At 64.8% G+C, this 26,655-nt stretch carries 25 protein-coding genes; 12 read left to right on the top strand and 13 right to left on the bottom strand.

Features of this window, described 5'->3' with window-relative positions:
- Positions 1 to 77 precede the first annotated feature (77 nt).
- On the top strand, positions 78 to 1,640 hold the full coding sequence (locus ACVJ5M_RS42185; protein ID WP_063985689.1) for an adenylate/guanylate cyclase domain-containing protein: 1,563 nt from the start codon (positions 78 to 80) through the stop codon (positions 1,638 to 1,640).
- Between the two features lie 271 nt (positions 1,641 to 1,911).
- Here ACVJ5M_RS42185 and ACVJ5M_RS42180 read toward each other — a convergent pair whose 3' ends face one another.
- From ACVJ5M_RS42180 to ACVJ5M_RS42160, 5 genes are all read right to left on the bottom strand, one after another.
- A complete protein-coding gene (locus ACVJ5M_RS42180) occupies positions 1,912 to 3,135 on the bottom strand; it encodes an ABC transporter substrate-binding protein (protein WP_166083309.1) in 1,224 nt (407 codons plus the stop codon).
- Positions 3,136 to 3,520: 385 nt separating this feature from the next.
- Positions 3,521 to 4,453: an alpha/beta hydrolase gene (locus tag ACVJ5M_RS42175; RefSeq protein ID WP_063985688.1), complete on the bottom strand. Its 933-nt coding sequence runs from the start codon at positions 4,451 to 4,453 to the stop codon at positions 3,521 to 3,523.
- A 143-nt stretch (positions 4,454 to 4,596) separates the two neighbouring features.
- Positions 4,597 to 5,112, bottom strand: coding sequence for a hypothetical protein (locus ACVJ5M_RS42170; RefSeq protein WP_063986717.1), 516 nt, complete (start codon positions 5,110 to 5,112; stop codon positions 4,597 to 4,599).
- Between the two features lie 20 nt (positions 5,113 to 5,132).
- Complete coding sequence (locus tag ACVJ5M_RS42165; protein ID WP_354099987.1) at positions 5,133 to 6,755, bottom strand: flavin monoamine oxidase family protein; 1,623 nt, start codon at positions 6,753 to 6,755, stop codon at positions 5,133 to 5,135.
- Between the two features lie 327 nt (positions 6,756 to 7,082).
- A complete protein-coding gene (locus ACVJ5M_RS42160; RefSeq protein WP_063985686.1) occupies positions 7,083 to 7,652 on the bottom strand; it encodes an alpha-ketoglutarate-dependent dioxygenase AlkB in 570 nt (189 codons plus the stop codon).
- 79 nt (positions 7,653 to 7,731) lie between these two features.
- On the opposite strand from ACVJ5M_RS42160, the gene ACVJ5M_RS42155 reads away from it, so the two are divergent.
- A complete protein-coding gene (locus tag ACVJ5M_RS42155) occupies positions 7,732 to 7,872 on the top strand; it encodes a hypothetical protein (RefSeq protein WP_007597071.1) in 141 nt (46 codons plus the stop codon).
- On the opposite strand, the gene ACVJ5M_RS42150 is transcribed toward ACVJ5M_RS42155, so the two are convergent.
- The 3 genes from ACVJ5M_RS42150 to ACVJ5M_RS42140 are packed head-to-tail and all read right to left on the bottom strand — an operon-like array spanning position 7,869 to position 11,669.
- A complete protein-coding gene (locus tag ACVJ5M_RS42150; RefSeq protein ID WP_354098021.1) occupies positions 7,869 to 9,455 on the bottom strand; it encodes an ATP-binding protein in 1,587 nt (528 codons plus the stop codon). The two genes, ACVJ5M_RS42155 and ACVJ5M_RS42150, sit on opposite strands and share 4 nt — an antisense overlap.
- Positions 9,452 to 10,156 (bottom strand): response regulator, encoded by a 705-nt coding sequence (locus ACVJ5M_RS42145; protein WP_063985684.1) that lies wholly within the window; start codon positions 10,154 to 10,156, stop codon positions 9,452 to 9,454. Before ACVJ5M_RS42145 ends, ACVJ5M_RS42150 begins: the two co-directional genes overlap by 4 nt.
- Positions 10,157 to 10,172: 16 nt before the next feature.
- Complete coding sequence (locus ACVJ5M_RS42140) at positions 10,173 to 11,669, bottom strand: DUF4153 domain-containing protein (protein ID WP_063985683.1); 1,497 nt, start codon at positions 11,667 to 11,669, stop codon at positions 10,173 to 10,175.
- Between the two features lie 189 nt (positions 11,670 to 11,858).
- On the opposite strand from ACVJ5M_RS42140, the gene ACVJ5M_RS42135 reads away from it, so the two are divergent.
- The gene (locus ACVJ5M_RS42135) at positions 11,859 to 13,202 is read left to right on the top strand and encodes a glycoside hydrolase family 3 N-terminal domain-containing protein (protein WP_063985682.1); all 1,344 of its coding nucleotides are present in this window, start codon (positions 11,859 to 11,861) and stop codon (positions 13,200 to 13,202) included.
- Here ACVJ5M_RS42135 and ACVJ5M_RS42130 read toward each other — a convergent pair.
- Positions 13,199 to 14,821, bottom strand: coding sequence for an ABC transporter substrate-binding protein (locus tag ACVJ5M_RS42130; RefSeq protein ID WP_063985681.1), 1,623 nt, complete (start codon positions 14,819 to 14,821; stop codon positions 13,199 to 13,201). The genes ACVJ5M_RS42135 and ACVJ5M_RS42130 overlap by 4 nt on opposite strands.
- Positions 14,822 to 14,903: 82 nt before the next feature.
- Positions 14,904 to 15,785: a LysR family transcriptional regulator gene (locus tag ACVJ5M_RS42125; protein WP_063985680.1), complete on the bottom strand. Its 882-nt coding sequence runs from the start codon at positions 15,783 to 15,785 to the stop codon at positions 14,904 to 14,906.
- A 97-nt stretch (positions 15,786 to 15,882) separates the two neighbouring features.
- On the opposite strand from ACVJ5M_RS42125, the gene ACVJ5M_RS42120 reads away from it, so the two are divergent.
- Positions 15,883 to 16,560 carry a peroxiredoxin-like family protein gene (locus tag ACVJ5M_RS42120; protein WP_063986716.1) on the top strand — a complete coding sequence of 226 codons (678 nt, stop codon included), beginning with the start codon at positions 15,883 to 15,885 and terminating at the stop codon, positions 16,558 to 16,560.
- Between the two features lie 104 nt (positions 16,561 to 16,664).
- Positions 16,665 to 17,414: an SDR family NAD(P)-dependent oxidoreductase gene (locus tag ACVJ5M_RS42115; RefSeq protein ID WP_063985679.1), complete on the top strand. Its 750-nt coding sequence runs from the start codon at positions 16,665 to 16,667 to the stop codon at positions 17,412 to 17,414.
- 7 nt (positions 17,415 to 17,421) lie between these two features.
- Here the strand turns inward: ACVJ5M_RS42115 and hydA are convergent, their stop codons facing one another.
- Both hydA and ACVJ5M_RS42105 read right to left on the bottom strand, forming a co-directional pair.
- Positions 17,422 to 18,876, bottom strand: coding sequence for a dihydropyrimidinase (hydA, locus tag ACVJ5M_RS42110; RefSeq protein WP_456679622.1), 1,455 nt, complete (start codon positions 18,874 to 18,876; stop codon positions 17,422 to 17,424).
- 102 nt (positions 18,877 to 18,978) lie between these two features.
- Positions 18,979 to 19,587, bottom strand: coding sequence for a TetR/AcrR family transcriptional regulator (locus tag ACVJ5M_RS42105; RefSeq protein ID WP_084795310.1), 609 nt, complete (start codon positions 19,585 to 19,587; stop codon positions 18,979 to 18,981).
- A gap of 103 nt (positions 19,588 to 19,690) precedes the next feature.
- Here ACVJ5M_RS42105 and ACVJ5M_RS42100 point away from each other — a divergent pair, with 103 nt between their 5' ends.
- The 6 genes from ACVJ5M_RS42100 (at position 19,691) to ACVJ5M_RS42075 (ending at position 23,923) form a co-directional block, all read left to right on the top strand.
- Entirely contained in the window at positions 19,691 to 20,386 is a 696-nt protein-coding gene (locus ACVJ5M_RS42100) for a PspA/IM30 family protein (RefSeq protein ID WP_063985677.1), read from the top strand.
- A 39-nt stretch (positions 20,387 to 20,425) separates the two neighbouring features.
- Positions 20,426 to 20,701, top strand: a complete 276-nt coding sequence (locus ACVJ5M_RS42095; RefSeq protein WP_014491840.1) for a YiaA/YiaB family inner membrane protein — start codon at positions 20,426 to 20,428, stop codon at positions 20,699 to 20,701.
- Between the two features lie 261 nt (positions 20,702 to 20,962).
- A complete protein-coding gene (locus tag ACVJ5M_RS42090; protein ID WP_283017739.1) occupies positions 20,963 to 22,024 on the top strand; it encodes an amidohydrolase family protein in 1,062 nt (353 codons plus the stop codon).
- Between the two features lie 71 nt (positions 22,025 to 22,095).
- Positions 22,096 to 23,208, top strand: coding sequence for an amidohydrolase family protein (locus ACVJ5M_RS42085; protein WP_063986714.1), 1,113 nt, complete (start codon positions 22,096 to 22,098; stop codon positions 23,206 to 23,208).
- A 21-nt stretch (positions 23,209 to 23,229) separates the two neighbouring features.
- Entirely contained in the window at positions 23,230 to 23,643 is a 414-nt protein-coding gene (locus ACVJ5M_RS42080) for a Rieske (2Fe-2S) protein (protein WP_014491843.1), read from the top strand.
- Positions 23,644 to 23,716: 73 nt separating this feature from the next.
- Positions 23,717 to 23,923 (top strand): hypothetical protein, encoded by a 207-nt coding sequence (locus tag ACVJ5M_RS42075; RefSeq protein ID WP_014491844.1) that lies wholly within the window; start codon positions 23,717 to 23,719, stop codon positions 23,921 to 23,923.
- 162 nt (positions 23,924 to 24,085) lie between these two features.
- Here the strand turns inward: ACVJ5M_RS42075 and ACVJ5M_RS42070 are convergent, their stop codons facing one another.
- Entirely contained in the window at positions 24,086 to 24,931 is an 846-nt protein-coding gene (locus tag ACVJ5M_RS42070; RefSeq protein ID WP_231143649.1) for an SDR family NAD(P)-dependent oxidoreductase, read from the bottom strand.
- A gap of 184 nt (positions 24,932 to 25,115) precedes the next feature.
- On the opposite strand from ACVJ5M_RS42070, the gene ACVJ5M_RS42065 reads away from it, so the two are divergent.
- Positions 25,116 to 26,612: an aldehyde dehydrogenase family protein gene (locus ACVJ5M_RS42065; protein WP_063985674.1), complete on the top strand. Its 1,497-nt coding sequence runs from the start codon at positions 25,116 to 25,118 to the stop codon at positions 26,610 to 26,612.
- Positions 26,613 to 26,655 lie beyond the last annotated feature (43 nt).

The following is a 26,655-nucleotide window of genomic DNA, read 5'->3' as shown; positions in this document are numbered from 1 at the left end:
CGGGCTCTGTGCCGCCGCAAGCTCTTGCCGCGAATTCCCGGGGTTTGCGACAAGATCGCACACGACGGAGCCACAGGGTGAAACAAGAGATCTCCGAAGAACAGCGCAAGAGCGGCATCCTCACGGGGGCCGTGATCGCCTTGCTCCTGCTCGCTTTGCCGGTCGCGGTGTGGCTGGACCTGACCGACCTCAGCAAGACCGCGCTGCGCCGGCAGGCCGCCGACCTCAACTCGGTGATCACGAGCGTGCGCAGCTACTATGCGTCCAACGTCGTCGGCCGCATCCTGGCTAACCCAAACGGCACCACCAGGGTCGTGCACAATTACGAATCCGTCCCCGGTGCGATCCCGATCCCGGCGACGCTGTCGCTGGAGCTCGGACGGGTGATCGGCGCGCAGCAGGAGAACATCACCTACCGCTTCGTCTCGGACTTCCCGTTCCAGAACCGCGCCGCGCACCAGCTCGACAAGTTCGAGAAGGACGCGCTCGACGCGCTTCGGAAGGACCCCGAGCAGAAGATCGTCGAGACCGAGACCTCGCTGTTCTCCGACAAGGTCCGGCTGGTCGCGCCCGTCACGATGGGCCCGGCCTGCGTCAGCTGCCACAACAGCCACCCCGAGAGCCCGAAGAAGGACTGGAAGGTCGGCGACATCAGAGGCATCCAGGAGGTGATCATCGCGCAGCCGATCGCCGCCAACATCTTCTCGTTCAAGTTCCTGCTGGCCTATTTCCTCATCGCCGCGGGCTGCGGCCTGTCGTTCCTCTCGCTCCAGCGCCGCCAGGCCGGCCGCATCAAGGGCATGAACAAGGAGCTCGAATCCGCCAACGACTTCCTGGCTTCGCTGTCGATGAAGATCTCGCGCTACATCCCGCCGCAGGTCTACAAGAGCATCTTCAGCGGCCAGAAGGACGTCACCATCCACACCGAGCGCAAGAAGCTGACGATCTTCTTCTCCGACATCCAGAATTTTACGGCGACCGCCGAGCGGCTGCAGCCGGAGCTGCTGACCCAGCTCCTCAACGAATACTTCACCGAGATGTCGGCGATCGCCCATGAATATGGCGGCACCATCGACAAATTCATCGGCGATGCCATGCTGATCTTCTTCGGCGACCCCGAGACCAGGGGCGACCGTGCGGACGCTGAGGCCTGCCTCCAGATGGCCTGGCGGATGCAGCAGCGTCTTGCCGAGCTCAATGCGAAGTGGCGCGCCTCCGGCATCGAGCAGCCGTTCCGCTCGCGGATGGGCATCAATTCCGGCTATTGCAATGTCGGCAATTTCGGCAGCAGCGACCGCATGGATTATACGATCATCGGCGCCGAAGCGAACCTCGCCGCGCGCCTGCAATCGATCGCCGAGCCCGGCGGCATCGTGCTGAGCTACGAGACCTTTGCGTTGGTCAGCGACATCGTCCGCGCGCACGCGCTGCCCGCGATCACGATGAAGGGCATCAGCCGCGAAATCATTCCCTATTCGGTCGACGCGCTCAACGACGCGGCGGCGGAGAAGAGCGGTGTCATCACCGAGCGCGCGCCCGGCCTCGAGCTGTATCTCGACCCTGCCGTGGTGAAGTCAGGCGATGCCGCGCGCGTCCGCTCGCTGCTGGAAAACGCGCTGGCCGCGCTCAAGCCGGCGTGAGGGTGCTCTTACCCTCCCCTGGAGGGGGAGGGTCGATCGCGCGCAGCGCGAGCGGGGTGGGGTGATCTCTCCACGCGGGCAGTGTTCAATGAGGATAGACCGTCACCCCACCCCGTCTCATGTCTCGCTTCGCTCAACATGAGCCGACCCACGGGCGAGCTACGCTCGTCCCGGACCCCTCCAGGGGAGGGTAAGCGCCGACCTCTTACAACGCGAAAGGTGAAGTCCCGCGTCAGCGGGTAGGTGGGCCAGCAAAAGGTCCACGTGAAGCCTACCGCGCCGCCCCTTCCGTGAACGCGGTCTCGATCACATCGCCAAAAGGCTGCCAGGAACGGCCGTCGAACTGGACAAGCCGCATCTGCTTGATCGGCAGGTAGCTGTTGGGCGAGGTGCTCATCCTGATGTTGGGCAAGGCAACGGAGGGCTGCTGATCCCTCAGCGAAGCCGCCTGACGCATGATGTTCTCGCGCGACAGGTCGTCGCCGCATTGCTTCAGCACCTGTGTCAGCGCCTCGGCTGCGCCGTAGCCGTAGACCGCGGCGCTGTTGTTGGTGCTTTCGACGTGATGGTACTTGTCCATGAAGGCGAACCAGTCCTTCATGGCGGGGTCGTTCTTCCATGCGGGGTCGCTCGGATCCTTCAGGAAGGCCGCCGAGATCACGCCGGACGAATTCTCCAGGCCCGCGGGCGCCATCGCGTTGGCGATCGAGGCGGAGGCGTCGTTGACGATGATGACCGGGCGCCATTTGAGTGACGCCGCCAGCTTGATCACCTTGGACGCCGTCGACGGCACGCCGAGGAAGACGAAAATATCCGCGCCCGCGCGCTTGAGGATCGAGACATGCCCTTCGAGATGCTCATCGGCAATGTCGAAGGCGATGTCGACGAGCACGAGGCGGTTCAGGTCGCCAAGACCTTCCTGGATGCCCCTGTAGAGCATGCGTCCGAACTGGTCGTTCTGCCAGAGCACCACGATCTTCTTCTTGGGGTAATAGGCCTGGATATAGTTGGCATAGATGCGCCCCTCCGACCGGAATGAGGGCTGCCAACCCATGGTCCAGGGAAACGCCTTGGCCTGGCTCAGCTCCTCGTCGCCGGAGGCGACGAACAGCTGCGGGATTCTCTTCTCGTTCAGGTACCAGCGCGTGGCGATATTGCCGGGCGTGCCGAACGAGCCGAACATCAGGTGCACGTCGTCCTTCTCGACCAGGTTGCGCGTCAGCTCCAGCGCGGTGGCCGGATCGGAATTGTCGTCGCGCGTGATGAAGCGGATCTTGCGGCCGTTGATGCCGCCGCGCGCGTTGATCATGTCGAAATAGGCGGCCTCCGCCTGGCCGATGGCGCCGAACTCCGAGAGCGGTCCCGAATACGGCATGACATTGCCGATGCGGATTTCATCGCCGCTCGCGGGTTGTTCTGCGTGTTGCTGGGACATCGCGCCAAGCGACGCGATAGCGATCATCGAAACGAACAGCATCCTGCCGATGACGCGCATGCTCGATACCTTGATATTGGCCCCTCCAAGAGGTCGGCTCAATCCGCACCAAGTCCGCTTGATCTACGTCAAGCGTTTGTCAAAGCTGTGGCTTGATCGCCCGCTTCAAGGCGACGCATCGCGAACGAAACGACAGCCGTGTTGACGGGCCATCAATCGACAGAGCTTGCCATGTGGCACCCCTCTCCCTAACCCTCCCCCGCAAGGGGGGAGGGAACGCACCTTTCGTTTGGCGAGTGACTCCATTCATTAGCGCGTCGGCGATGAGGGCACAGCGTGGCCACGTGCTCCGCTGCGCTCCCTCCCCCCTTGCGGGGGAGGGCGGGGGAGAGGGGTAGCTCAGCAAAAGGTGCGAGTGGATCGGCACGCCGCCCGTAACGCACTGCTACGGCAGCTCCCGCGCCTCGAGCTGATGCACCAGCAGCAGGGTCGGTTCGGCGAGGCTGTCGCCGGAGCCGTCGAGGCCGAAGGCGGCGGCGATGCCGTCGCGGCTGCGCAGCAGCGTGCTGCGCGGGCAGTGGCCGGCGCCGCAGAGGGTCTTCTTCAAGGTCTCGCCCTGCGCCACGAGGTTCGCGGGATCGTTCGCGGCCCAGGCCAGCACGATCGGCGCGTCGACGTTGAGGATGCCGGGGAAGACCGACCGCTTGTCGTATTGGGTGGGGTCAGTGCCAAGATAGGCCTTCTCGCTGTCGCTCGCGTCCTTGCCCGCGCGGTAGATCCCGGACACCAGCACGACGGCGGCGACATCGGCGCGGTCGGTCTGGAATTCGGGATGCGCCAGCAAGGTGGCGACATGGAAGGCGCCGGCGCCGTAGCCGACCGCGACGATCTCGCGGGCATCGCCATTGAACAGGTCGATATTGCCGTGGACCCAGGATAGCGCCGCCGCGACGTCGGTTGCACCCATCGGCCAGGTCGCCGCAGGCGCAAAGCGATAGTTGACGCGCACGCCGATCATGCCGTTGCGCGCGGCAAAGCACATCGCCTGGTCCTGGATCTCGCGGGACAGGTCCGGCGCGCCGCGATCGCCGGTAAAGGTGTCGCCCCCCACGAACAGCAGCACGGGCCGGGGCGTATCCGCCTTGGTCTCGCTGCTGGTGGCGACGTCGAGCACATTGGCCTCGCTGTCGCCGTAGCGCAGCCCGCGCGAGAAGGAGATCTGCTCGCACAGGCGCGCGGTGCCGCCGGCGGTCGTGTCGTTGTCGGTGAGGCCCACCCGGACGAGATTGGACGGCCCCGTGAGCCGCGCGGGCGACGGACCGTGTGCGGAGGCTGCCGTCATGCCCAGGATGAGGAAGAAAGCGAGATAATTCTTCATGTTGGTATGTTGGTGCCGGCCCTGCGTGCCCGATATGGGTTCGCGCGTTTGACCTGTCTTTTCAATTCGCCTTATTAGTTAGTTCGTCTTGAGGCGATTTCACGGCACCCGGTTTCTTGCCCATGTTCTTGCCCATGCGCGGTTCAATTCCCCGGCTGGAACGTGCAGTCGGCTCCGCTGCCATCCTTGCGACGGATGGCATTGGGGTCGATCGTGCAGCTCAGCTTGCTCAGGCTCTCGAAGCTCGATCCCGCCGCACCATCGGGCGGAATGCCAGCGAGCGCTTCTGTCGCGAAAATTTCATTGGCCGTCGAGCCGTTCACGGTCCTGCTCTTCTTGCCGAAGGTCAGCTCGCAATTGCGTAGCGTGATGTCGACATTGCCGGTGCGGCAGACGATTCTGTCCACGGTCACCACGATCGGCTTCTTGTAGGGAATCTCGGCATTGGCGGCGAACAGCATCGCCACCGCCTTCCTCTCGGCGCCGGTCAGGTCCGGCGACAGCGGCGCGATCACGCCCGCGAGCGCCAGCGCCGTCGAGCCCGAGACTTTTGCAGGCGTTGCCCCCGAGGCTCCGGCGACGTTGAAGGCGCCGGCAAAAGCGAGCGCGGAGATGATGCGGGCCCAAATCCTGGATCGGGCCCTTCTCGTGAATGTCATTCGCGTCGCTTCCTCTCCGGTCACGGCTTCGCCGCCGCAAGGCGTCCCGAACCTATGACAGAATTGCTAGTCCGGGCAGAGCCATTCGCTTCAGGCTGCTTGTCGATGGCCTTGATGATCACCGCCGCTGCCGTCTGGCCGGACTGGAGAGCGCCTTCCATGTAACCGAAATACGCAAAGCAGGTGTGCTCGCCGGCAAAGAACAGGCGGTCCTCGAAGCCCTTGGCCAGCAGCGGCCCGGCGAGGCACACCTCGCCGGGGGCGGGACAGGAGTAGCCGGCGGCGGTCCATTCGTCGCGCGGCCAGGCCATGAACTCCGGCTGATCGGCCAGATGGGCGACATAGCCCTTGTAGACGCTGCCGATCTGCTGCGCGTAGAACGCGTCGACCTGCGTCTGGTCACCGGGCTGGTAATGCTTGAGAGCTTCCGCAGCGACGTCGGCGCCGGCGAACAGGCTGAGCTCGACCGGATGATCCGGCGGGGCGATCTGGTTGTCCGTCCCTTCCCAGGTGACACCGAACTGGTTCGAGATGGCCGTCGGGGCGAGGCCCTCGCCGATCCAGAAGCGCTTCTTGAGCGGGCTGAGATATTTCACCGCCGTCCCCATCGTGACGTAGTAGTCGTGCGGCAGGTGGGGCGTGATCGTGATCTTGGCGTTGGGCGAGTCCGGCCACAGGCTCGGGGGTATCGCGAGCACGGCATAATCGGCGGCGAAGGACGCGCGTGCCGTCCCGTTGCCGCAGGGGCTGAACTCCAGGGTCACGCCTTCGCTGTCGATGCGGATGGCGCGCACCGGCGTCGACAGGTGGGTGCTGGCGCCCTTGTCCTCGATGTCCTGCGCGAGACGAATGGCGAGCTCCTGATTGCCTTCCGAGCAGCGCAAAGTCTCGGTCTGGGTGAAGAAGGCGTCGATCTGGTCCTTCATCCGTCCGCCCGCGACGACGGCCAGATTAGCAAGAAGGCTCTGCTTGGTGGTCGGCTGGCCGGCGTCGTTGGAGAACTGCTCCTCCATGGCGTGCTTGGTGAGCTTCGAGCAGTCGAGGCTGGCGATCCACTCCGCAATCGTCCTGGCGTCGAGCTTCCTTGCGCCCTTGGCGCGCCAGGGCTTGTCAGGCTTGACCCTGCCGGCCCACCGACTGAGCTTGCCGAAAGCATCGTCCATCTCGTGATAGACCCGCTTCATCTGGCCGTCGGAGAGCTTGTGGCCGTCGAGAAACACCGGCATGTCGAGCTCGAGCGCGTCGAAATTGGTGTCCGAGGTGATGACGGAGAGGCCGAGCTCGAACCGCTTGGCATATTTCAGCCAGAGCGGATGATTGTAGCCGATCAGCTCGCCGCCGGCCTCGACGATCCCGCTCGGCTTCTTCTTGCTGAGAACCCGGCCGCCGAAGCGGTCGCGGGCCTCGAACAGCGTCACCTCGCAATGGGCGACGAGCTCGGAGGCCGCCATCAGGCCGGCGAAGCCGCCGCCGATGATCGCGACTTTCGGGCGTCGCACCGCCAGCGCGCGGAGCGCGGTGGGTGAGCGGATTGTGGGCGGGGTGGGCTGAAGGGCGAGCTTGTCCTTGACCCGCCGCTGGCGCTCCGCCCCCGAAATCCTGGGCCCGTAACGCCGGTGCAGCCGCGCAAACAGCGAACGCATCGCGAGCTTCCCTTGAAAATGTCTTCTGCCGGGAGGCGCCGTGCGGCGCCCTGAAATGCTGCAACATCGGCTAAAAATGGACCGGCCGATAGAAGCGAGATTAACTTACAATCTTGCGGAGAGTCGAGTGGCGGCTTCTCTTCCGCCCGACATCTTGCCCTTGGCCCGCAACTGAGGGGAAAATCCGCGAACCGCGCGGCGATTGCGCGGTGCGGCTGTTTTGGTCCGACGTGTCAAACGGTTGCGGCGCGCGACCGCGGCCGCATGCCGGCCGCGCGTTCTACTGTGCATGGGGTTGTTTTCGCAGTTTTAGTTTTGGACCGGCCGTTACACCCGCTTCATGGTCCGGAAGGTGATCGAATAGCGGCGTGCCTCGACCGGTGGGATGCTGTGCTCCCATCGCGACCGCGCCTCGCCGTCCATCAGGTAGAGCGAGCGCGGCAGGGCTTCGAGCGCGTGGCGCTCCCATTTGTCGCCGCTGCGGCGGCGGAAGCGGAATTTGCACGGCGAGCCCAGCGACAGGCCGAGGATCTCCTTGAAATGCGGCTTGTCGCGGTGCCAGCCGATGCCGACGCCGGTGTCATATTCGGTGCAGAGCACCTGCCGGACGCTGCCGGCGGCGAGGCCCGCCCAGGCCTCGACCTGCCGCGCGACGGGCAGGACCCAGTCCGGGATCGGCTCCGCCTCGGCCAGCCGTTGCAGCGAATAGTCATAGCGATAGCCGAACGACGCCACCCGGCGGTTGCCCTCGAAGGCACCAAACTGGAAGCGCTGCAGCGGCAATGCTGCGATGCGGCCGATCAAGTCCTGCTCGACGGCGGCCTCGACGAAGTCATCGGTATAGCGAAGCCCCGCAGGGCCGGCTTGCGGGTCGGCGAATAGACCTAGCTGCGTCATTGCTCGCATTTCCGTGATGGAACCTATTGGCGGCTGAAGCGACTTACATAGGACACGGAAAAAAACGTGCGAGGCTGTCATGGCAGAGAAGCATACCGCCGATCCGGCAGAGATCATGCGGGCGACTGGTCATCCTGAGCTGGAATATGCCGCCGGCTGGACCATCGCCGGTCTGGTCACCATCGGCACCATCGTCGCCGCCTGGGTGTTCGCGATCTAGGCGATCGGAAACTGGAGCTCGAAGGCCGCGCCCTCGTCGGTCGGCTTGAGCCTGATCGAGCCGCCATGGCTCGCCATCACCGCGCGCGCGATCGCCAGCCCCATCCCGGTGCCGCCCTGGTCGCGGCGGGTGGTGAAGAACGCATCAAATATCCTGTCGCGGTTCGGCGCCGAAATCGGCTCGCCGTCATTGCTGACCGTCACAAGCAGGGTCGTCCGCTCGTCCTCCGCCTCCAGCCTGATGGTCCTCGCTCTGTGCCGCATCGCGTTGTCGGCGAGATGCGACAGCACGATCAATGCCTTCTCGCCGGACATGCCGATCGCCCGGTCGAGGCGGCCGCTGGCCTCGATTGAGCTGGCCGGAAACCGGCTCCGGAGGTCGGCGATCACGGGCGCAAGCTCGGTGCGCTCGTTCTGCGGCAGGCTCTCGGCGCGGGCGAGTTCGCGCAGCCGCTGCGCCATCGCCTCCAGCCGCTGCGTGTCCGACAGGATGTTGGCGATGAACGTCTTCTGCTCGGCAGGGGTCAGGCCTTCCGGCTTTCCTTGAAACGAATCCTGCAACAGCTCGGCCGCGCCCTTGATCGAGGTCAGCGGCGATTTCAGCTCGTGGGTGAGGTGGGCCGAGAACGTCGCGATATAGTCGGAGCGCCGCGCCAACTGTTCCGCCATGCCGAGAAAGCTGTGCGAGAGCTGGGCGAACTCGCGGGTGCCGTAGTGCCGGAGCGGCCGAAACGCCTCGCGGTCGCCGCGGCCGATCCGCGCGGCGCGGTCGATCAGCTCGCGCATCGGCAGCGTGATGGTGCGCGAGAATACGAGGCCGATCGCGATGGTGCCCAGGATCACGGCGAGCCCCGCCAGCACGAACTTGGCCCGCTCCTGGTAGAGATGGTCAAAGATGTTGCTTGGCGTCCGCGTGGTGTAGATCACCCCGGCAACGCGGTTGTTGACGATGACGGGCATCGCCGAGAACACGTGCACGCCGAGGCCGCGACTGAAGGAATAGATTGGCGGCGGCGGCTTGTCCGGCACGCGGTTGCGCAAGGTGGCGCGGTATTGCCCGTGCAGCGCGTCCGCGACCTCCTCGATATGGGCGAGCGGCTGCCCGACCTCCTGCCGCCCGGCGATCACCACGCCCTGCGGATCGAGGATGCGAAAGCCCGCCAGCGTCACCTTCTGGGTCTCGCGGATGATCGGCGTCAGTCTTGCGCCGATCTCGACATAGGCTGGCTGCGCTGCTTGCGGCGCGGCTTGCGCATCGGGTCGCCGCCGCAAGAGATCGTTGGCGGTGAGGTCGAGCGCGGGACGGATCGGGGTGACCTGGTCGCCGGGGTCGGGCAGCACGTTGGGCGGCACCTCGGCGCCGAGCGTCAGGCCGCTGTCGAGCCGCGCCGTGACCTCCTGCGCATAGATCGTCGCAAGCACGCGGCTCTGCGCGATCAGCTCGGCCTGGGTCTGGCGGATCAGCTGGTTGTCGTAGAGGCGGAAGAAGAACAGGCCGACCAGCGGCAGCACGCCGACGGTCGCCAGCACCGTGAAAATCACGAGGGTGAGCGACGGCCGCCATTTGTCGGGCGCTGCGCTCATGCCTCTTTCTCGCAGCGGCCGAGCTTGAAGCCGACGCCGTGGATGGTCTCGATCACGTTCTCGCAATTCAACGCCGCGAGCTTGGCGCGGATGTTGCGGATGTGGCTGTCGATGGTGCGGTCGGAGACCTGGATGTTGAGCTGATAGGCCGCCCGCATCAGCTGCTCGCGGTTGAACACCGAGGTCGGCCGGGTCAGGAACGCGCGCAAAATGCCGAACTCGATCGCGGTCAGCTTCAGCGGCGTGCCGGCGAAGGTCGCGACATGCTGCTCGGGATCGATCAGCAGGCCGCCTTGCGACAGCGCGGCCGGACTTGCTTTGGCCTCGCCACTGCGCGGGCTGAGGCGGCGCAGGATGACGTTGACCCGCGCCACCAATTCGCGCGGGCTGAACGGCTTCGTCACGTAATCGTCGCCGCCGATCTCGAGGCCGAGGATGCGGTCGATCTCCTCGTCGCGCGCCGACAGGAACAGGATCGGCGCGTCGGACGTCTTGCGCACCTCGCGGCAGACGTCGAGCCCGTCGAACTCGGGCATGCCGATGTCGAGCACGATCAGGTCGGGCCTGTCGGCGGCAAAGCGGGCGAGCGCCTCCTTGCCGTCGCGCGCCTCGATCACGTCCATGCCGGCCTTCTTCAGGGCGACGCGGATGACCTCGCGGATGTGGCCCTCGTCGTCGACGATGAGAATGCGATGCGCCAAGAACCTCTCCGCTTCCTCAGCCTGCCTGCTGAACCTTCGCCTGCGCGTCCAGCCTGCGCTGGAGCCGCCAGCTCCGAAAGCCCCAGCTCCGCCAGGCCAGATCCTGGCGCTGCTGTTCTACAAGGCGGTCGCGGCGCGACACAAGGCAGCTCTCGGGGGCGCCGGGCCGGAGCAAGATGGCCTTGTCGATGGCAGGCAGCGCCTGCGGCCCGAGCGTCAGGAGATAGTTGATGTCGATCTGCACGCCCTTGCCCGATGCTTCCCGGCTGTGGGCGACATTGTAGTCGGCAATGAACGCATCGAAGTTCACGAGCGAGCAGCCATAGAGCACGATCGCCAGCGCGATCAGATTGGCACCGACGAGCCACTGGTTGGACCGGTTGAGCGCGATGCGCGCCACGATCAGGACCAGCCCGAGCGCCACCAGACCCATCCAGATGAAGGCCGCGATCCGCCAATAGGTCAGCATGTAGATGTCGACATAGAGATCGAGGCGGAGGATGGAGGAGGCGACGAGCAGCACGTTCTGCCCGACCCAGAGATAGACCAGCGGCCGGATCACCTTCGATTTCTCGGCCGCCCCGCCCGGGCGCATCGCGACCAGCACGAAGGCAGCGGCGAGCAGCGCGGTCGCTATCAGCGGATAGGCGCCGCGATGGGCGTAGGCCGCATAGGTCAAATTGTCGGGCAGCGCCACATGGCCCCAGAGATAGATGCCGTCGAGGATGGACTGCGCGGCGAACAGCAGGTTGAACAGGATCAGCGAGCGCAGAATGGTGGAGGGGTTCAGAAATTCGGCCGAGACCAAGGGCGGGAGCGGGGGCGGCACGGGGCCGTCGGCAACGGCGGTGGTGACAATCGTCCTGCGCCGCCAGCGCACATGGATGAACGGCCAAACCAGCGCCAGCATCATGGCCCAGAACAGCAGGCGCGGGATGCTGATATATTCGAGGATGAGCTTCGGATTGAGCAGGGACACCCACTGCTCGATCACCGGATTGGCCGCAGCGAACAGCGCGATGAAGACGGTGCTCAGCACGGCAGGCATCAGCCAGAGCGTGAGGCCGCGGGTGAACGCCGACATGTTGAAGATCTGGAGCGCCTCAAGGAAAAACCTGAAGGGCCCGAACAGGACAAAGTTGCGCAGCGCGCGGGCTCGCTCAGCGAACCCGGTCGTTTCCGGATTGGTCGCGAGCAGCAGCGCGATCGTCAGCGATGCGACGAGGATCAGGAAGGACAGCATGTTGAGCTCCTCGACGGCCGGGACGAGGCCGGCGACAAGAATGGCCGTGCCGATCATGGTGCGCCGCAGATCCAGGGCCGCATGATTGAAGAGCACCGACACGCAGGCCATCGCGATCGCAAAGAGCGTCAGCGACAGCCCGATCCGCTGGCCGTAGAACAGCCAGTCGGCGAGCGCGGCCAGCACCAGCGCGAGGCCGACCTTGGCCGGGATCGAGGAATGTCTGATCGGCTGGATTTCCGCTGCTATCGTCGAAGCCAGGCTCGTCATGTCCAAATGACCTTTCGTGATGGGTGGCATCACGAAGTCTGAACGGCGCTTGTGCAGAAGGCGGGACCATCGTCTGCACGGTTTCAGGAGTCTTTTGCAGTTTTCGTGCAGGCGCGCGTTTGCCTCTCGCACAGCGTGATTCGCTTTGATAGGTGCGAAGCATTCGCCACTCATAGCGTGTGACGCATCATGCAATTCCTCGGTCGTATTGGTCTCATCCTGCTCTGGCTGGCCGCGCCGCTCGTCGCATTCGCGGCCGCCAACAAGAACGATCCCTATCTGGTCCCGCTGCGTGGCGCGGGAAACCTCGCGCTTGTCGTCGCAAGCCTCGCGATCGTCATCCTCCTGCTCCGCAGAGGGCGTTGGCGTACCGTCGCGGGCAAGCTGCTCGTCGTGCTCTGGTGCCTGCCGCCGGTGCTGATGTCGGCGGCGCATCTGAAGTTCGAGCTGCGCAAGCACGAGGTGCTTGCCGCGAGCGCCACCGAGACGCGTCAGCTCGGACCTCACTTCATGGTGGGCTATTCCTCCTTTCCCGAGGTTGCGCGCCTTGCCGAGCAGGGCTTGATCGGCGGCGTCTACGTGACCCGGCGCAACATCCGCGGCCGGACCGTCGAGACGTTGCGCACCGAGATTGCGGCGCTTCAGGACAAGCGGCGCGCCGCCGGCCTGCCGCCGCTGGTCGTTGCGGCAGACCAGGAGGGCGGCATCGTCGGACATCTCGCGCCGCCGCTGACGAAGCTGCCGGCGCTGGCGACGCTCAGCGGGCTCGCTCCCGACGAACAGCAGGCCAAGGCCGAAGAGTTCGGCCGCATCCACGGCCGCGAGCTCGCCGGGCTCGGCGTCAACCTCAACCTCGCGCCGGTGCTCGACCTCAAGCCGCCGGTCCGGCGCAATCGCCTTGATTTTCATACGCTGATCGGTCAGCGCGCGATTGCGACCGACCCTGCCGTCGTCAGCACGATCGCGAGCGCCTATGTGCGCGGGCTGGAAGAGTCAGGCGTCGGCGCTACGCTGAAGCATTTTCCCGGCATCGGCCGCGTCCGCACCGACACGCATCATTTCAGCGCCAAGCTCGATACGCCGGTTAGGGAATTGGAGGCAACCGACTGGCTGCCGTTCCGCGAGGTGCTGTCGCATTCGCGCAGCGCGCTCATGGTTGGGCATGTGACGCTCACGACCGTCGATCCCGATCGCGCGGCCTCGCATTCGAAACGCGTCGTCGAGGGGATCATCCGCGACAAGTGGGGTTACCAGGGCACGGTGATGACCGACGACCTCGTGATGGGTGCGATCTACCAGCACGACGTCTGCAAAGCCGTGGTTGAGGCGATTAACGCCGGCGTCGATGTGCTGCTGGTTGCCTATGACGGCGCGCAATTCTACCGGGTCTTCGCCTGCGCGCTGGATGGGGCGCGGCAGGGCAAGCTCGACGCCGCGATGCTGCGCACGAGCGCGGTACGGTTGGCGCGGGGCTTCCCGACCGAGCAGGCGCGAGCCGCCTCGGACGTCGTCCGCGTTGTCGAGCGGCATTAGCCCTTCGCGAACTGGCGGTAGTCGGGTTCGCGATGAAACCAGAACTCGTAGCCGGTGATGGCCTTCTGCATGGCGACGTCGTGGATCGGCTGGTTGAGCGGAACGACGGGGACGTCGCGCATGCAGAGCGTGATGAAATCCTTCACCGCTTTTTCGTATTCCGCCGCATTCGCCGTAAAGCGCGCCCTGTCGATCAGCGCGTCCATCGCCTTGTTCTGGTATGAGGAGATGTTGAAGATCGAATTGTTGCCGTGGAAATTCCAATAGAAATAGTACTCGGGATAATCGAGCCATCCGCTGAAGCGGTTGAGCGCGAGCGGCAGCTCCTTCTTGTTCAGTGTCGTGCGCCAGTTCGCGCCTGGGATTTTTTCAATCGACGCCTTGATACCGATCTTGGCCAGACTTTCCTGGATCAGGATGGCGGTCGGCTCGCCGACGGTCGCAGTGCCTGTGTCGAGCGACAAGGTCGTCTCCAGGCCGGACTCAAAGCCCGCTTCCTTCATCAGCGCCTTGGCCTTGTCGAGATCGGTGACATAGGGAGAGGGCTGTGGCCACACCGGTTTTGAGACATCGGCGGCGCCGCCGTACATGGGAACGGCGCGGCCGAAGAACGCGCTGCTCTGGATCTGCTCATAAGGCATCGCCCAGGCGATGGCCTGCCGCAGCTTCACATTGTCGAACGGCGGCTTCGCCGTGTTCAGCGCGACGTACCAGAGCGCATTCGGGATCGGCACGCCTGATACCTTGACCTTGCCCTCCTTGATAATCTGCTCGAAATCGCGCGGGGCAAAGCCGCTGGAAATATCCGCATCGCCCCGCTCCAGCATCGCGCGGCGCGTGCCGGCCGAGGGGACGTCGCGCGCGATCACGCGCCTGATCTTCGGCAGCGGTCCGCTCTTCCAGTCGTCGAAACGGGCCAGCACGGTCTCGCTGCCTGGCTTCCAGCTTTCGATCCTGTAGGCGCCGCCACCGGCCTCGTTGGTCCTGAGCCAGGCGAGCGCCCATGGGTCTTCCGCCGTCGCGTTCTTCTTGGCGAGTTCGGAATTGATGATGAAGGGCACGACGACGGCCACGTTGAACAGCAGCATCTTGTCCTTGCGGACATAGTCGATGCGGAAGGTGTGGTCGTCGACCACCACGAACTGCTCGGGCTTCTCCAGCGAACCCGCCGACATCTGGAAGGTCGGAAAGCCGCCGACCTTCACGGCGCGGTCGAACGACCATTTGACGTCCTTGGCGGTAACAGGCGTGCCGTCGTGGAATTTCGCGTCCTTGCGAAGCTTGAAGGTGCAGGACATGCCGTCGGCGGCGACCTCCCAGCTCTCGGCGAGTTCGGGCTCGAGCTTCTCGCGATCATAGGACACGGTCCCGTCGGGCAGCGTCCTGGAGGCGTAGGTCAGCAGGCGGTCGTAACAGTTCCAGGACAGGCCGTTCACGGTCTGGTTGGAGCCGACGCCCTGCATGTCGAGCGAGTTCGGCCCGAGCTCCTGCACCACCAGCAACGTCTCGCTACGCCCCTGCGCCCTGGCGAAGGAGGGTGTGATCGCCGTCAGTCCGGCCGCGCCAAGGCCACCGAGCACCAAATCGCGGCGGTTGATGTCGAAAGGTGATGCGCTCATCGGTGCCTCTTTTGCCGGAGATCTGCAAAGAAGCAAGGCGCATGCCATCAGCGGCGCTTCATGACGTCGCATCCGCGCTGGCCTATCTCAATTCCTCCGCCAGGAAGTCGACCAGTGTGCGCACCTTGGTCGAGGGGCGCGGACCCGCCGGGAACACGGCGTACACCTCGACCGGCGCGAGCTTGTAGCTCTTCAACACCGGCACCAATGCGCCCGCCTCGATCTCGGGGCCGGCCATCACCGGCGACGTCATCGCGATGCCGAGCCCCGCCAGCACGCTCGCGAACACGCCGGGACCGGAATCGGTGGTGATGCGGCCGCGGACATCGACGGAGGTCTCCGCGCCGTTGCGGGTGAACGACCAGGTGGTACGGCCGAACAGGCCGGGGCCGAAGATGCAGTCGTGCGAGGCGAGGTCGGCCGGCGTCTTCGGTGTGCCGCGCTCGGCAAGATAGGATGGCGCTGCGACGAGAAAGCGCGACACGGTCGCAAGCTTGCGTGCGCCGAAGCCGGAATCGTCGAGGGGGCCGAGGCGAATGGCGACGTCGGTGCCTTCCACAACGAGGTTCTGCCGTTCGTCGGCGACGGACAGCTCGACGCGCAAGAGGGGATGGGCCTTAAGGAATTTCGGCAGGCGCGGAATGATGTTTCGCGTGCCGTAGACGATCGGCATCGTGATGCGCAGCGTTCCACGCAAGGAATCGACGCCGCGCGCGGCGTCCTCGGCATCCTCGATATCAGCCAGCACTTCGCGCGCACGCGTCAGGAACAGCGCACCGGCGTCCGTGACCGTGATGCTGCGCGTGGTCCGCAGCAACAGCTTGACGCCGAGCCGCGTCTCCAAGTCGCCGATGATGCGCGACACCGAGGGCTGCGACAGGCCGAGCTCGCGCGCGGCCTTCGAAAAGCTGCCGCTCTCTGCTGCGCGGACGAACACAGTCAATTCCTGCAATCGGTCACTCATTCAAAATCCGGATAAATGTTGTCCTAATTGACCATATACCCCTTCATTTTCGAATGATCCAGATAGGACGGGCCAACAGCAAAAGATGGAGCTACCCATGGCCCTTCAAGACAAACTCGATGCCTTCAAAGCCGACTTCGAAGCCGGCCGCTTCCCGCTCAAGCCCAACCAGGAGGCGCTCGACACCATGCAACGCGCCACCGCCGAACTGATCGCGAGCGGCCAGGCGCAGCGCGCCAAGAAGGCCGGCGACGCCGCGCCGGAATTCGTCCTCAGGGATCCCGACGGCAAGCAGGTCGCCTCGCGCGACCTGCTCGCGAAGGGTCCGCTGGTCGTGTCGTTCTATCGCGGCGTCTGGTGCCCGTATTGTAACCTCGAGCTCCAGGCGCTCCAGGAAGCGCTGCCGGAGATCGCCGCGCGTGGTGCGAGCCTCGTTGCGATCTCGCCGCAGACCGCGCCGAACAGCCGCAAGTCGGAGCGCGAGAACAAGCTGTCGTTCCCGATCCTGAGCGACGTCGCGAGCGGCCTCGCCGATGCCTTCGGCATCCGCTTTGCGCTGCCAGCCGACCTGGTCTCGCTCTACCAGTCCTTCAAGAACGACCTGCCGACGTTCAACGACAATCCGGCCTGGGTGCTACCGATGCCCGCGCGCTACGTCATCGGCCGCGACGGCATCATCGCCTATGCGGAGGTGAACCCGGATTACACGCATCGCCCCGATCCATCCGAGCTGTTGCCGGTGCTCGACCGGTTGCGGGCCGGCAAGGCGGCCTGATCAAGAACCGGCCGGCTCACGGGCCGGTCACTCTCTCTTCCTCAAAAGGTCAACGGCGTGCGCGTGCCGAACGCCCGCGCGCGCCCAAACCAAAGGACTGTGTCATGTCAAAGCTCGAAGGAAAGATTGGCGTCATCACCGGCGGCTCCAGTGGTATCGGTCTTGCTGCGGCGAAGACCTTTGTGGCCGAAGGCGCTTATGTTTTCATCGTTGGACGGCGTCAGGGCGAGCTCGACAAGGCCAAGGCCGAGATCGGGCGCAATGTCTCCGCGATCCAGGCCGACGTCGCCAATCTCGACGATCTCGACCGGCTCTACGCCCGGGTGAAGGATGAAAAGGGTGCGCTCGATATCATCGTCGCCAGTGCCGCGTTCGTCGAGCGTAAGCTCACGGTGGACGTCACTCCGGCGCATTTCGACACGACATTCGGTATCAATGCGCGTGGTGCCTATTTCACGGTACAGAAGGCGCTGCCGCTGATGCGCAAGGGTGGCTCGATCGTGCTGGTGTCGTCCGGTCTGCACCTGAAAGGCCTTCCCGAGCACGGCACCTACGCCGCCACCAAGGCCGCGCTGCGCTCGTTCTCGCGGACCTGGGCGATGGAGCTGAAGGATCGCGGCATCCGCGTGAACACGTTATCACCGGGCGCCATCGATACGCCGATCATCGACGGCCAGTTCAAGACCCCAAGGGAGGCCGAAGGTGCCCGCGCGTTCTTCGCCTCGATCACGCCGCTCGGCCGGATTGGTCGCCCGGAGGAAATGGCCTCCGCCATTTTATTTCTGGCCTCGGACGACAGCAGTTACAGCACGGGCATCGATCTCGCGGCCGATGGCGGTATTACGCAGGTTTGAGGTAACCCTACGGCGTGACTGCGCCGCGTGCGACCGCGCGCGGGGCGGTCAGTTGTTTCCATGTCGAGTTGGCGACGTGTACCGGCGAGAACGCCGGCCGCTCGATGTAGTGACCGTCGCCGGCCTCGGCGCGGAGATCGCCAGCCTTCCAGACGACGCGGCCACGCGACAGCGTCGCGGCCGGTCCGCCGGTGCAGGCAAAGCCTTCGAACACGTTGTAATCGATCCGGCTCATCTGCCGCTTCGCGCTGATGGTCTTGCTCGCCTTGGGGTCCCACACCAGGACATCGGCATCCGAACCGACGGCGACGGCGCCCTTGCGCGGGTAGATGTTGAGGATGCGCGCGATGTTCGCCGAGGTCACGGCGACGAATTCTTCCTTAGTGAGCCGTCCCGTGGCGACGCCCGCGGTCCACAACAGTGCGAGCCGATCTTCGAGGCCGCCGGTGCCGTTCGGGATCTTCCTGAAATCGCCGAGCCCGAACCGCTTCTGCTCGGTGGTGAAGGCGCAATGGTCGGTTGCGACCACCTGGAGCGAGCCTGATTGCAGGCCGGCCCAAAGACTGTCCTGATGCGATCTGTCGCGGAAGGGCGGCGACATCACGCGCTGCGCGGAATGGTCCCAGTCCCTGTTCTGGTACTCGCCGGCATCCAGCAGCAGATGCTGGATCAGCGGCTCGCCATAGACGCGTTTCCCAGCAGCCCGTGCGCGGGCAATCGCCTCATGCGCTTCGCGGCAGCTCGTGTGCACGATGTAGACCGGCGTGCCCGTCATGTCGGCGATCATGATGGCGCGGTTGGTGGCTTCGCCCTCGACCTCCGGCGGCCGTGAGTAGGCGTGGCCCTCGGGGCCGGTGACGCCGCGCGCGATCAGCGCTTCCTGCATCAAGGCGACGACGTCGCCGTTTTCCGCATGCACCACCGGCATGGCGCCGAGATGGGCGCAGCGCGCGAACGAGTTGTAGAGCTCATCATCGTTCACCATCAGCGCGCCCTTGTAGGCCATGAAATGCTTGAAGGTGTTGATGCCGTAGGTTTTGACCACAATCTCCATCTCGTCATAGATCTGCTTCGACCACGACGTCACCGCCATGTGGAAGCCGTAGTCGGTCGCCGCCTTCTCGGATTTGTGCCGCCACTCCTGATAGGCCGCGAGCATCGACTGGCCGGGATCGGGCAAGCAGAAATCCACCACCATGGTGGTGCCGCCGGTCAACGCCGCCTTCGTTCCGGATTCGAAATCGTCGGCGGTCACCGTGCCCATGAACGGCATTTCGAGATGGGTGTGCGGATCGATCCCGCCCGGGATGATGTAGGCGCCGCCGGCATCGACGATCTCCGCGCCCGTCGGTGCATCGAGCGATGTTCCGATCGCGACGATGGTCTCGCCGTCGATCAGCACGTCCGCACGGCGCGAATGATCATGATTGACGACGGTGCCGCCGCGGATGAGGAGGGGCATGGGAGACTCCGGAGAGAGGACGAGACGCGGCGAAAGCTAAGCGTGCTGCCAGCGATGCGACAGGCGAAATTTTAGTCAGGCATCGCTGCGCTCTCTCGGCTTCTACGCCGCCCGCGCGATCAAGCCGTCGATCATCGCCCGCACCAGGCCCGCGATTTCCTTCCGCAGCGCCGGCAGCGGCACGGCGACCAGCCTCTGCTCGAGCCCCAGCGCCACCATGCCATGCACGGCCGAGAACAGGCTGCGTGCGGTGATGCCGAGCCCCTCTGTCCCTCTGTCTGGAAATAACGATGCCAGTGGCGCGTAGATGTGGCGGAACAGCTGCAACTGGTCGTCGACGGACCAGTCGGGGACTTCCTTGCCGGGCTCCATGCGATGCTCGAACATTGCGCGCCAGAGCTCGAGATTTTCTGCGGCGAAATCGCAATAGGCGATCGCGATGCGGACCAGCGTCTCCTGCGGCGATGGATTGCCCGCGCTCACCGCCGCGCTGAGCACCTTGTCGAGCCGGAGCAGCGTGCGCGAGCCGACGCGCAGGACCAACTCGTCCACGTCGGCGACGAGATTGTAGACCGCGCCGTTGGCGCAGCCGATCTCGCGGGCGAGATCGCGGGTTTTGAGACCCGCCAACCCTCGCTCAGCGATCATCCGCTCGGCCGCCTGAATCAGGTCGACCCGCAGTTTCTCTCGACGTTCCAAGGCTTTAGTCATCTATTAATCAAATTCTTGAGCGACGCTCAAATATTTATTGAACGATGTTCAAGGTCTCTGCTACAAACCATCTGTGAGCAACGCTCATAACAGGGAGCAGCAAATGTTCAAGACCGTATTGACACTTTTCCGCGGCAGCGTGGCGGCCGCGGGCGAGGAACTGGAAGACCGTACGGCCCTTCTGATCCTCGACCAGCAGATGCGCGATGCAGCCGCTGCCGTCGAGCGCAGCAAGCGGACGCTGGCGCTGGCGATCGCCCAGGACCAGCAGGAAGGCCGCAAGCTCGAGGCGACCGTCGCCCGCATCGCCGATCTCGAGACCCGCGCGGTTGCGGCGCTCGACGGTGGCCGCGAGGACCTCGCCAAGGATGCCGCCGGGGCCATCGCGGGCCTGGAGGCCGATCGCGATGCGGCGATGACCGCACGCGCATTGTTCGCGACCGAGATCATCCGGCTGAAGCGCCATGTCGCAAGCGCGCAGGCCCGCATCACCGAGCTCGATCGCGGCCGTCGTGTCGCCCGTGCCTCGGAAGCGGTGCGCTCGCTTCGCCGCAGCGGCATCGAGGCGGCACGCCCTTACGAATCCACGCTGCCGGAAGCGGAGAGCACCTTGAGGCGCCTGCGCGACCGGCAAATGGAAGCCCAGGCCGCTGACGACGCGCTGGTCGAGCTCGATGCGGCCAGCGGTCCGCTCGCCACCGCCGAACGGCTCGCCGAGCAGGGCTTTGGCCCCCGGCTCAAGACGACCACGGACGACGTGCTGGCGCGGTTGAAGTCCAAGCGCATGCCGACTGCCTGACCCCAAACCCATCATCATTCGAACCGACAGGAGACCATCATGAACCAGAACGGCCAGCCCCACAGCAGCGCCTGGGTGACCTTCACTTACGCGTCCTTCGCAGCCTCCGCGTTCCTCGTCGCCATCGGCATCTTCTTCCTGCCGATCGATCTCTGGATGAAGGGCTATCTCACCATGGGCATCGTGATGCTGATCCAGACCTGCATCACCCTGACCAAGACGGTGCGCGACAATCACGAGAGCAGCCGGCTGGTGAACCGCATCGAGGATGCCAAGGCCGAGCGCCTGCTGATGGAAGTGTCCAAGGCGGCCTGAGGCGAGAGCGCATATAAGCGCAAAGCTACCTGCAATATGGAGCGGAGGATGCCCCGGCATCCACCGCTCGCGCCGTGAGACCATCCACCCTCGAGCGGTCGCCCCGTTCGGCGATCGCGGATCTTCGTATCGCGCCTGCGAAATGCAACCGAGCCATGACGGATCGCGCGGGCGGGCGACCTTGCGCGCCAGCGCGGGCAGGGGCACTCTGCGCAAGCGGCGCACAAGAACACCGCCAATAAGATTGCGCGAGGAAGCTCCATGGCGGTGACGCGGATCGATTGCGACATCCACCCGGCGGTTGGTGGTACGCGCACGACGCTGCTTCCCTATCTCAGCGATCACTGGAAAGAGCAGGTCGTGAGCCGCGCCATCGACGGGCTCGATCTCACGTCCTATCCACCAAGCATGCCGCTCACCGGCCGCGCCGACTGGCGGCCGGCCAATGGCGCCAAGCCCGGCTCCGACCTCGCCATGGTGCAGAAGGGCGCGTTCGAGCAGTTGGGTGCGAGCCACGCGATCCTCAACGTGCTCTACGGCGCGCAGGCCGTGTTCGATGCCTACATGGCGGCCGACTTCTGCAAGGCGATCAATGACTGGATCGCCGCCGAATGGCTGTCGCGCGATCCCCGCCTGCGTGCCTCCATCGTGGTGCCGATGCAGGACCCGGATCTGGCGATCGAGGAGATCGAGCGCCGCGCCGGCGACAATCGTTTCGTCTCCATCCTGGTGTTGGCGCAGGGCGAGACGCTGCTGGGACGGCGGCATTACTGGCCGGTGTACCGCCTCGCCGAGAAATACAAGCTGCCGCTCGCGATCCATGCCGGCACGCAATATCGCCAGGCGCCGAGCTCGGCCGGCTGGCCGTCGCACCGCTACGAATATTACTTCGTCGAGGCGCAGGCGTTTCAGGCGCAGATCCTGAGCCTCATTTATGAAGGCGTTTTCGGCAAGTTTCCCAACCTGAAGGTCGTGCTGATGGAATCCGGCGTGAGCTGGCTGCCGGCCTTCATGTGGCGCGCCAACAAGACCTGGCGCGGCGTGCGCGTCGAAGTTCCCTGGGTCGAGCGCGAGCCGGCAGCGATCATCCGCGACAATTTCCGCGTTACCATGCAGCCGTTCGATGCGCCGACTGATGCAAGAAGCGTCGAGGAGATCATCGACCAGATCGGCTCGGAAAAGATGTTTCTGTTCGCGTCCGACTATCCGCACTGGCAGTTCGACGGCAACGATCCGATCCCGCCGAACCTGCCGAAGAGCATCATCGCGAAGATGTGCGTCGACAATCCGCTGGAAACGTTTCCGCGGTTGTCGATCAACTGACGCATGATCCGGAAAAGTGGGTACCGGTTTTCCGATAAGATCATGCGCAAACAAAAAGTTTGGAGGATCGCATGAGTGACGTCATCGACCGCCCGCTGCTCGACGACGAGAAGCCTGCCGCCTCACGGCTGCGTATCGTCGATTGCGACGTGCATCCGAGCCTGCACTCGTTCGACGACCTCAACGAATTCCTGCCAAGACGCTGGCAGCAGCATCTGAAGGAGTATGGCAGCCATCTGCGCACGCCCTATCTCTTCACCACGCCCTATCCGCGCTCGTCCCCCCTGATCGCACGGCGCGATGCCTGGCCGCCGACCGGCGGGCCGCCGGGCTCCGATCTCGCTTTCATGCAGAAGCAGCATCTCGATCCGCTCGACGTCGAGTTCGGGATTTTGCAGGTGCTCGACCTCTTCATCTTCTCGCAGCAGAACCTGGAATTCGGCGCCGCGATCCAGCGCGCCATCAATGATTGGCAACTGGCGTTCTGGTCGCATCGTGATCCGCGCCTGAAGGCGTCGATCCTGGTCGGGCAGGACGGCACGGACCTGGCGATCGCCGAGATCGAGCGCTGCGCGAAGGTCGGTGAGTATATCCAGATCAACGTCTCGCCGCGCGCCAACGAGCCGCTCGGCCGCCGCCGCTACTGGCCGATCTACGAGCGTGCCGAGGCGCTGGACCTGCCGCTCGGCATCCATGTTGGCGGCTATGGCGGCCATGCGCCGACCGGTGGTGGCTGGCCGTCCTATTATGTCGAGGAGCACCAGTCCAACGCGCACACCATCGCGGCGCAGCTCGCGAGCCTCGTCATCGAAGGCGTGCCGGAGCGGTTTCCAAAGCTGAAGATCGTCTTCATCGAGGGCGGCTTCGGCTGGATCCCGTCGGCGGTGTGGCGAATGGACCAGCATTTCGAGCGGTTCCGCAGCGAGGTGCCTCATCTCAGGCGCAAGCCGTCGGAATATGTGCGCGAAAACTTCTGGTTCACGACGCAGCCGATCGACGAGCCCGACGAGGCGCGGCATCTGCGTTCGCTGATCGAATGGGTCGGCATCGACCGTCTTCTGTTTTCGTCGGACTATCCGCACTGGGATTTCGACGATCCGCGCTTCGCCTTCAAGACGCCGCTCTCTGAAGCCGAGCGGAAGAAGATCTTCAGCACCAATGCCCGCGCGGTCTACAAGTTCTGAGCAAAGAGGTTCTGAACGGATATGGCCCGTCACATCGTCGCGCGCACCTCGGAGATCCCGCCCGGCGGCAACAAGGTCGTCGATATCGCGGGCCGCGACATCGTCGTGTTCCACGTCAACGGCGAGTTCTTCGCGCTGTTGAACCGCTGCCCGCACGAGGGCGCGCCGCTGGAGAAGGCGGCCTGCGTAGCGCGGCTGACCTCGCCCGAGCCCGGAATCTATGAGCGCTCGCGCGTCGGCGAGATGCTGCGCTGTCCCTGGCACGGCTGGGAATTCGACATGCGCAACGGCCAGTCCTGGTTCGATCCGAAACGGGTCAAGATCCGGTCCTATCCGGTCGCGGTGGAACGTGGCGAAGAGTTGCAGAAGGGCCCGTATGTCGCCGAGACGTTTCCAGTGCATGTCGAAGACAGCTATGTGATTGTCGAGGTCTGAGCCGGCATTGCCGATTGAGATTCCAACGCAGGTGCGTTATGGCTCTCGCGCTTTCCAGAGGCGGAGATGAGCTTTGTCGAAACAATCCCTGCGTGAGGAGGCCGAGCGCCTGATCCGCGAATCGATGGAAAAGAAGACCATCGTCGTCAAGCAGGGCTCGACCCGCATCGAGGCCGTCTGCGGCAAGTGCGGTGCGCCGAACCGGGTGCAGGCGGAAAAGGGCCAGAGCCGGGTCAAGTTCGCCTGCAAGAATTGCGGGCATCAGCAGGAGACGCTGTAGGGCGCTTGCGCGGTATTGCCGCGCCGCGAGGCTCTAGCTCCTCCTCATCCTGAGGAGCCCGCTGAAAGCGGGCGTCTCGAAGGATCGAGGCCGAGCTGTCGCAGCGGGGCCTTCATGGTTCGAGACGCGCGTTCCGCGCTCCTTACCATGAGGGTCTGATAGTCACTCCCCCTTCACGAACTTCGCGAACGCGTCGGCATAGTCCGGGTGCCAGCGCGACAGCGGCGGGCGGTTCTCGACGATGTCTCCCGCCGCCCACAGCATCCGCTTCTCGTCGAGCGCGCGCGGCACGTCGTTGTCCGGGCACAGGATGTAGAAGTCGCCGGCTTCCAGCCGCGCCAGCATGAAATCCACGGTCTGCTCAGCCGTCCAGGCCCCGGCCGGCTTCTCGGTGCGGCCCTTCGCGGTCAGGCCGGTGAAGACGAAGCCGGGGATCAGCAGATGCGTGGTGATGCGGCAGTCCTTCGTGTTGCGCAACTCGTGCTGGAGCGCTTCCGTAAAGGCCTTCACGCCGGCCTTGGAGACGTTGTAGGCGGGATCGCCGGGCGGCGTGGTGATGCCCTGCTTCGAGCCGGTGTTGATGATGAGGCCGCGCCTGCCGCGCGCGATCATGCCGGGCGCGAAGATGCGCGAGCCGTTGATGATGCCCCACATGTTGACGCCGATGATCCGCTGCCAGTTGTCGGGCTCGCCGAACAGCGTGCTGCCGGGCTGGATGCCGGCATTGTTCATGAGGATGTCGGTGCCGCCGAAGCGCTCGCGCACGGCGCGTTCCAGTTCCGTCACGCTCTCGGCCTTGCTGACATCGACCGCGAACGTCATCACATGTGTGGCAGGCGTGACGGATGACAGTTTTGTTGCAGCTTCCGCCAGCCGCGCCTGATCCACATCTGCGATGCAGACCTTCAAGCCGGCGCGCGCGAAGGCCAGCGCGGCAGCCAATCCGATACCGGATGCGCCGCCCGTGATCACGGCGACATTGTCTTTGACGATGGCGGAATGTGGCATGTTTGGGTCTCCGGGGAAGGGCTCGGTCGAGCTATAACATGGCACTCGCGCGACCCTGCACAAGTCGGCATGGGAGGTCTTCGTTCCACGCCGCCTTTACGCCTTTCCGGCGGCGCTGTATTCTATTCGACCTAACGATCCCGCCCAGATCGAACCAATCAATCATTTGACAGGGAGTGCAGCCATGGCTGTGTCGCAGGCTATTCCGATCACGCGCCATCCGTTCGCCAACGGGTCCTACAAGCAGATGCTGATCGACGGGAAGTGGGTTGATGCTGCCTCAGGCAAGCGCTTCGAGACCCATAACCCCGCCACCGGCGAATTGCTGGCGACGGTCGCCGAGGGCGACAAGGAGGACATCGACCGTGCGGTCGCCGCCGCTCGCCGTGCCTTCGAAGGCCCCTGGAGCAAAGTCAAACCATTCGAGCGGCAGAACCTGCTGCTCAAGCTCGCCGACCTTGTCGAGAAGAATTTCGACGAATTGTCGCAGCTCGACACGCTCGACATGGGCGCGCCTCTCAGCCGCACCCGCGCCTATCGCCTGCGCGCCGTCGGCATGCTGCGCTATTACGCTGGCCAGACCACGGCGATCCATGGCGAGACCATCGAGAACTCGCTGCCCGGCGAAATCTTCTCCTACACGCTGAAGGAGCCGATCGGCGTCGTCGGCGCCATCATTCCCTGGAACGGCCCGCTGACCGCGACCATCTGGAAGATCGGCCCGGCGATCGCGACCGGCTGCACCGTGGTGCTGAAGCCCGCCGAAGAGGCGCCGCTCACCTCGCTGCGCATCGCCGAGCTCGCGATGGAGGCCGGCGTGCCGTCGGGCGTCATCAACGTCGTGCCCGGCTATGGCGAGACCGCGGGCGCTGCGCTTGCCTCGCATCATGATGTCGACAAGGTCGCCTTCACCGGCTCGCATGTCACGGGACAATCGATCATCCGCGCCTCGGCCGGCAACCTCAAGCGTGTCTCGCTCGAGCTCGGCGGCAAGTCGCCGGACATCGTGTTCGCCGATGCCGATCTCGATGCCGCCGTCCCCGGCGCCGCGATGGCGGTGTTCGCCAATTCCGGCCAGATCTGCAGCGCCGGCACGCGCCTGTTCGTCGAGCAGTCGATCTACGAGGAATTCGTCGGCCGCGTCGCCGAGTTCGGCAAGAAGCTGCAGGTCGGCAACGGCCTCGATCCCAATGTGCAGATCGGCCCGCTCGTGTCCGAGGAGCAACTCAAGCGCGTCACCGGCTATCTCGATATCGGCCAGAAGGAAGGCGCGCGCGCTCTCGCCGGCGGCGGCCGCGTCACCGAAGGCGCGCTGTCGAAGGGCTTCTTCGTCTCGCCGACGGTGTTCGCAGGCGTCCAGGACAACATGCGCATCGCGCAGGAGGAGATTTTTGGTCCCGTCATCTCCGCGATCGCGTTCAAGGACATGGACGAGCTGGTCAAGCGCGCCAACAACACCACCTTCGGCCTCGGCTCGGGCCTCTGGACGCGCGACGTCACCAAGGCGCATGCGGTCGCGAAGAGCCTGCGCGCCGGCTCGGTGTGGGTGAATTGCTACCAGGCGATGGACCCGGCCGTACCCTTCGGCGGCTACAAGATGAGCGGCTATGGCCGCGAGTCCGGCAAGCAGCACGTCGAGGAATATCTCAACGTGAAGGCCGTCTGGATCAAGACAGCGTAGGGCCTGCTCTCTCCGGCGTTCCGCGAGAGGGAATATCTGCTTT

This window comes from Bradyrhizobium sp. S3.7.6, assembly GCF_054061875.1.
Note: the sequence above shows the minus strand (reverse complement) of the source record. Positions and strands in the feature narration are given on the sequence as shown.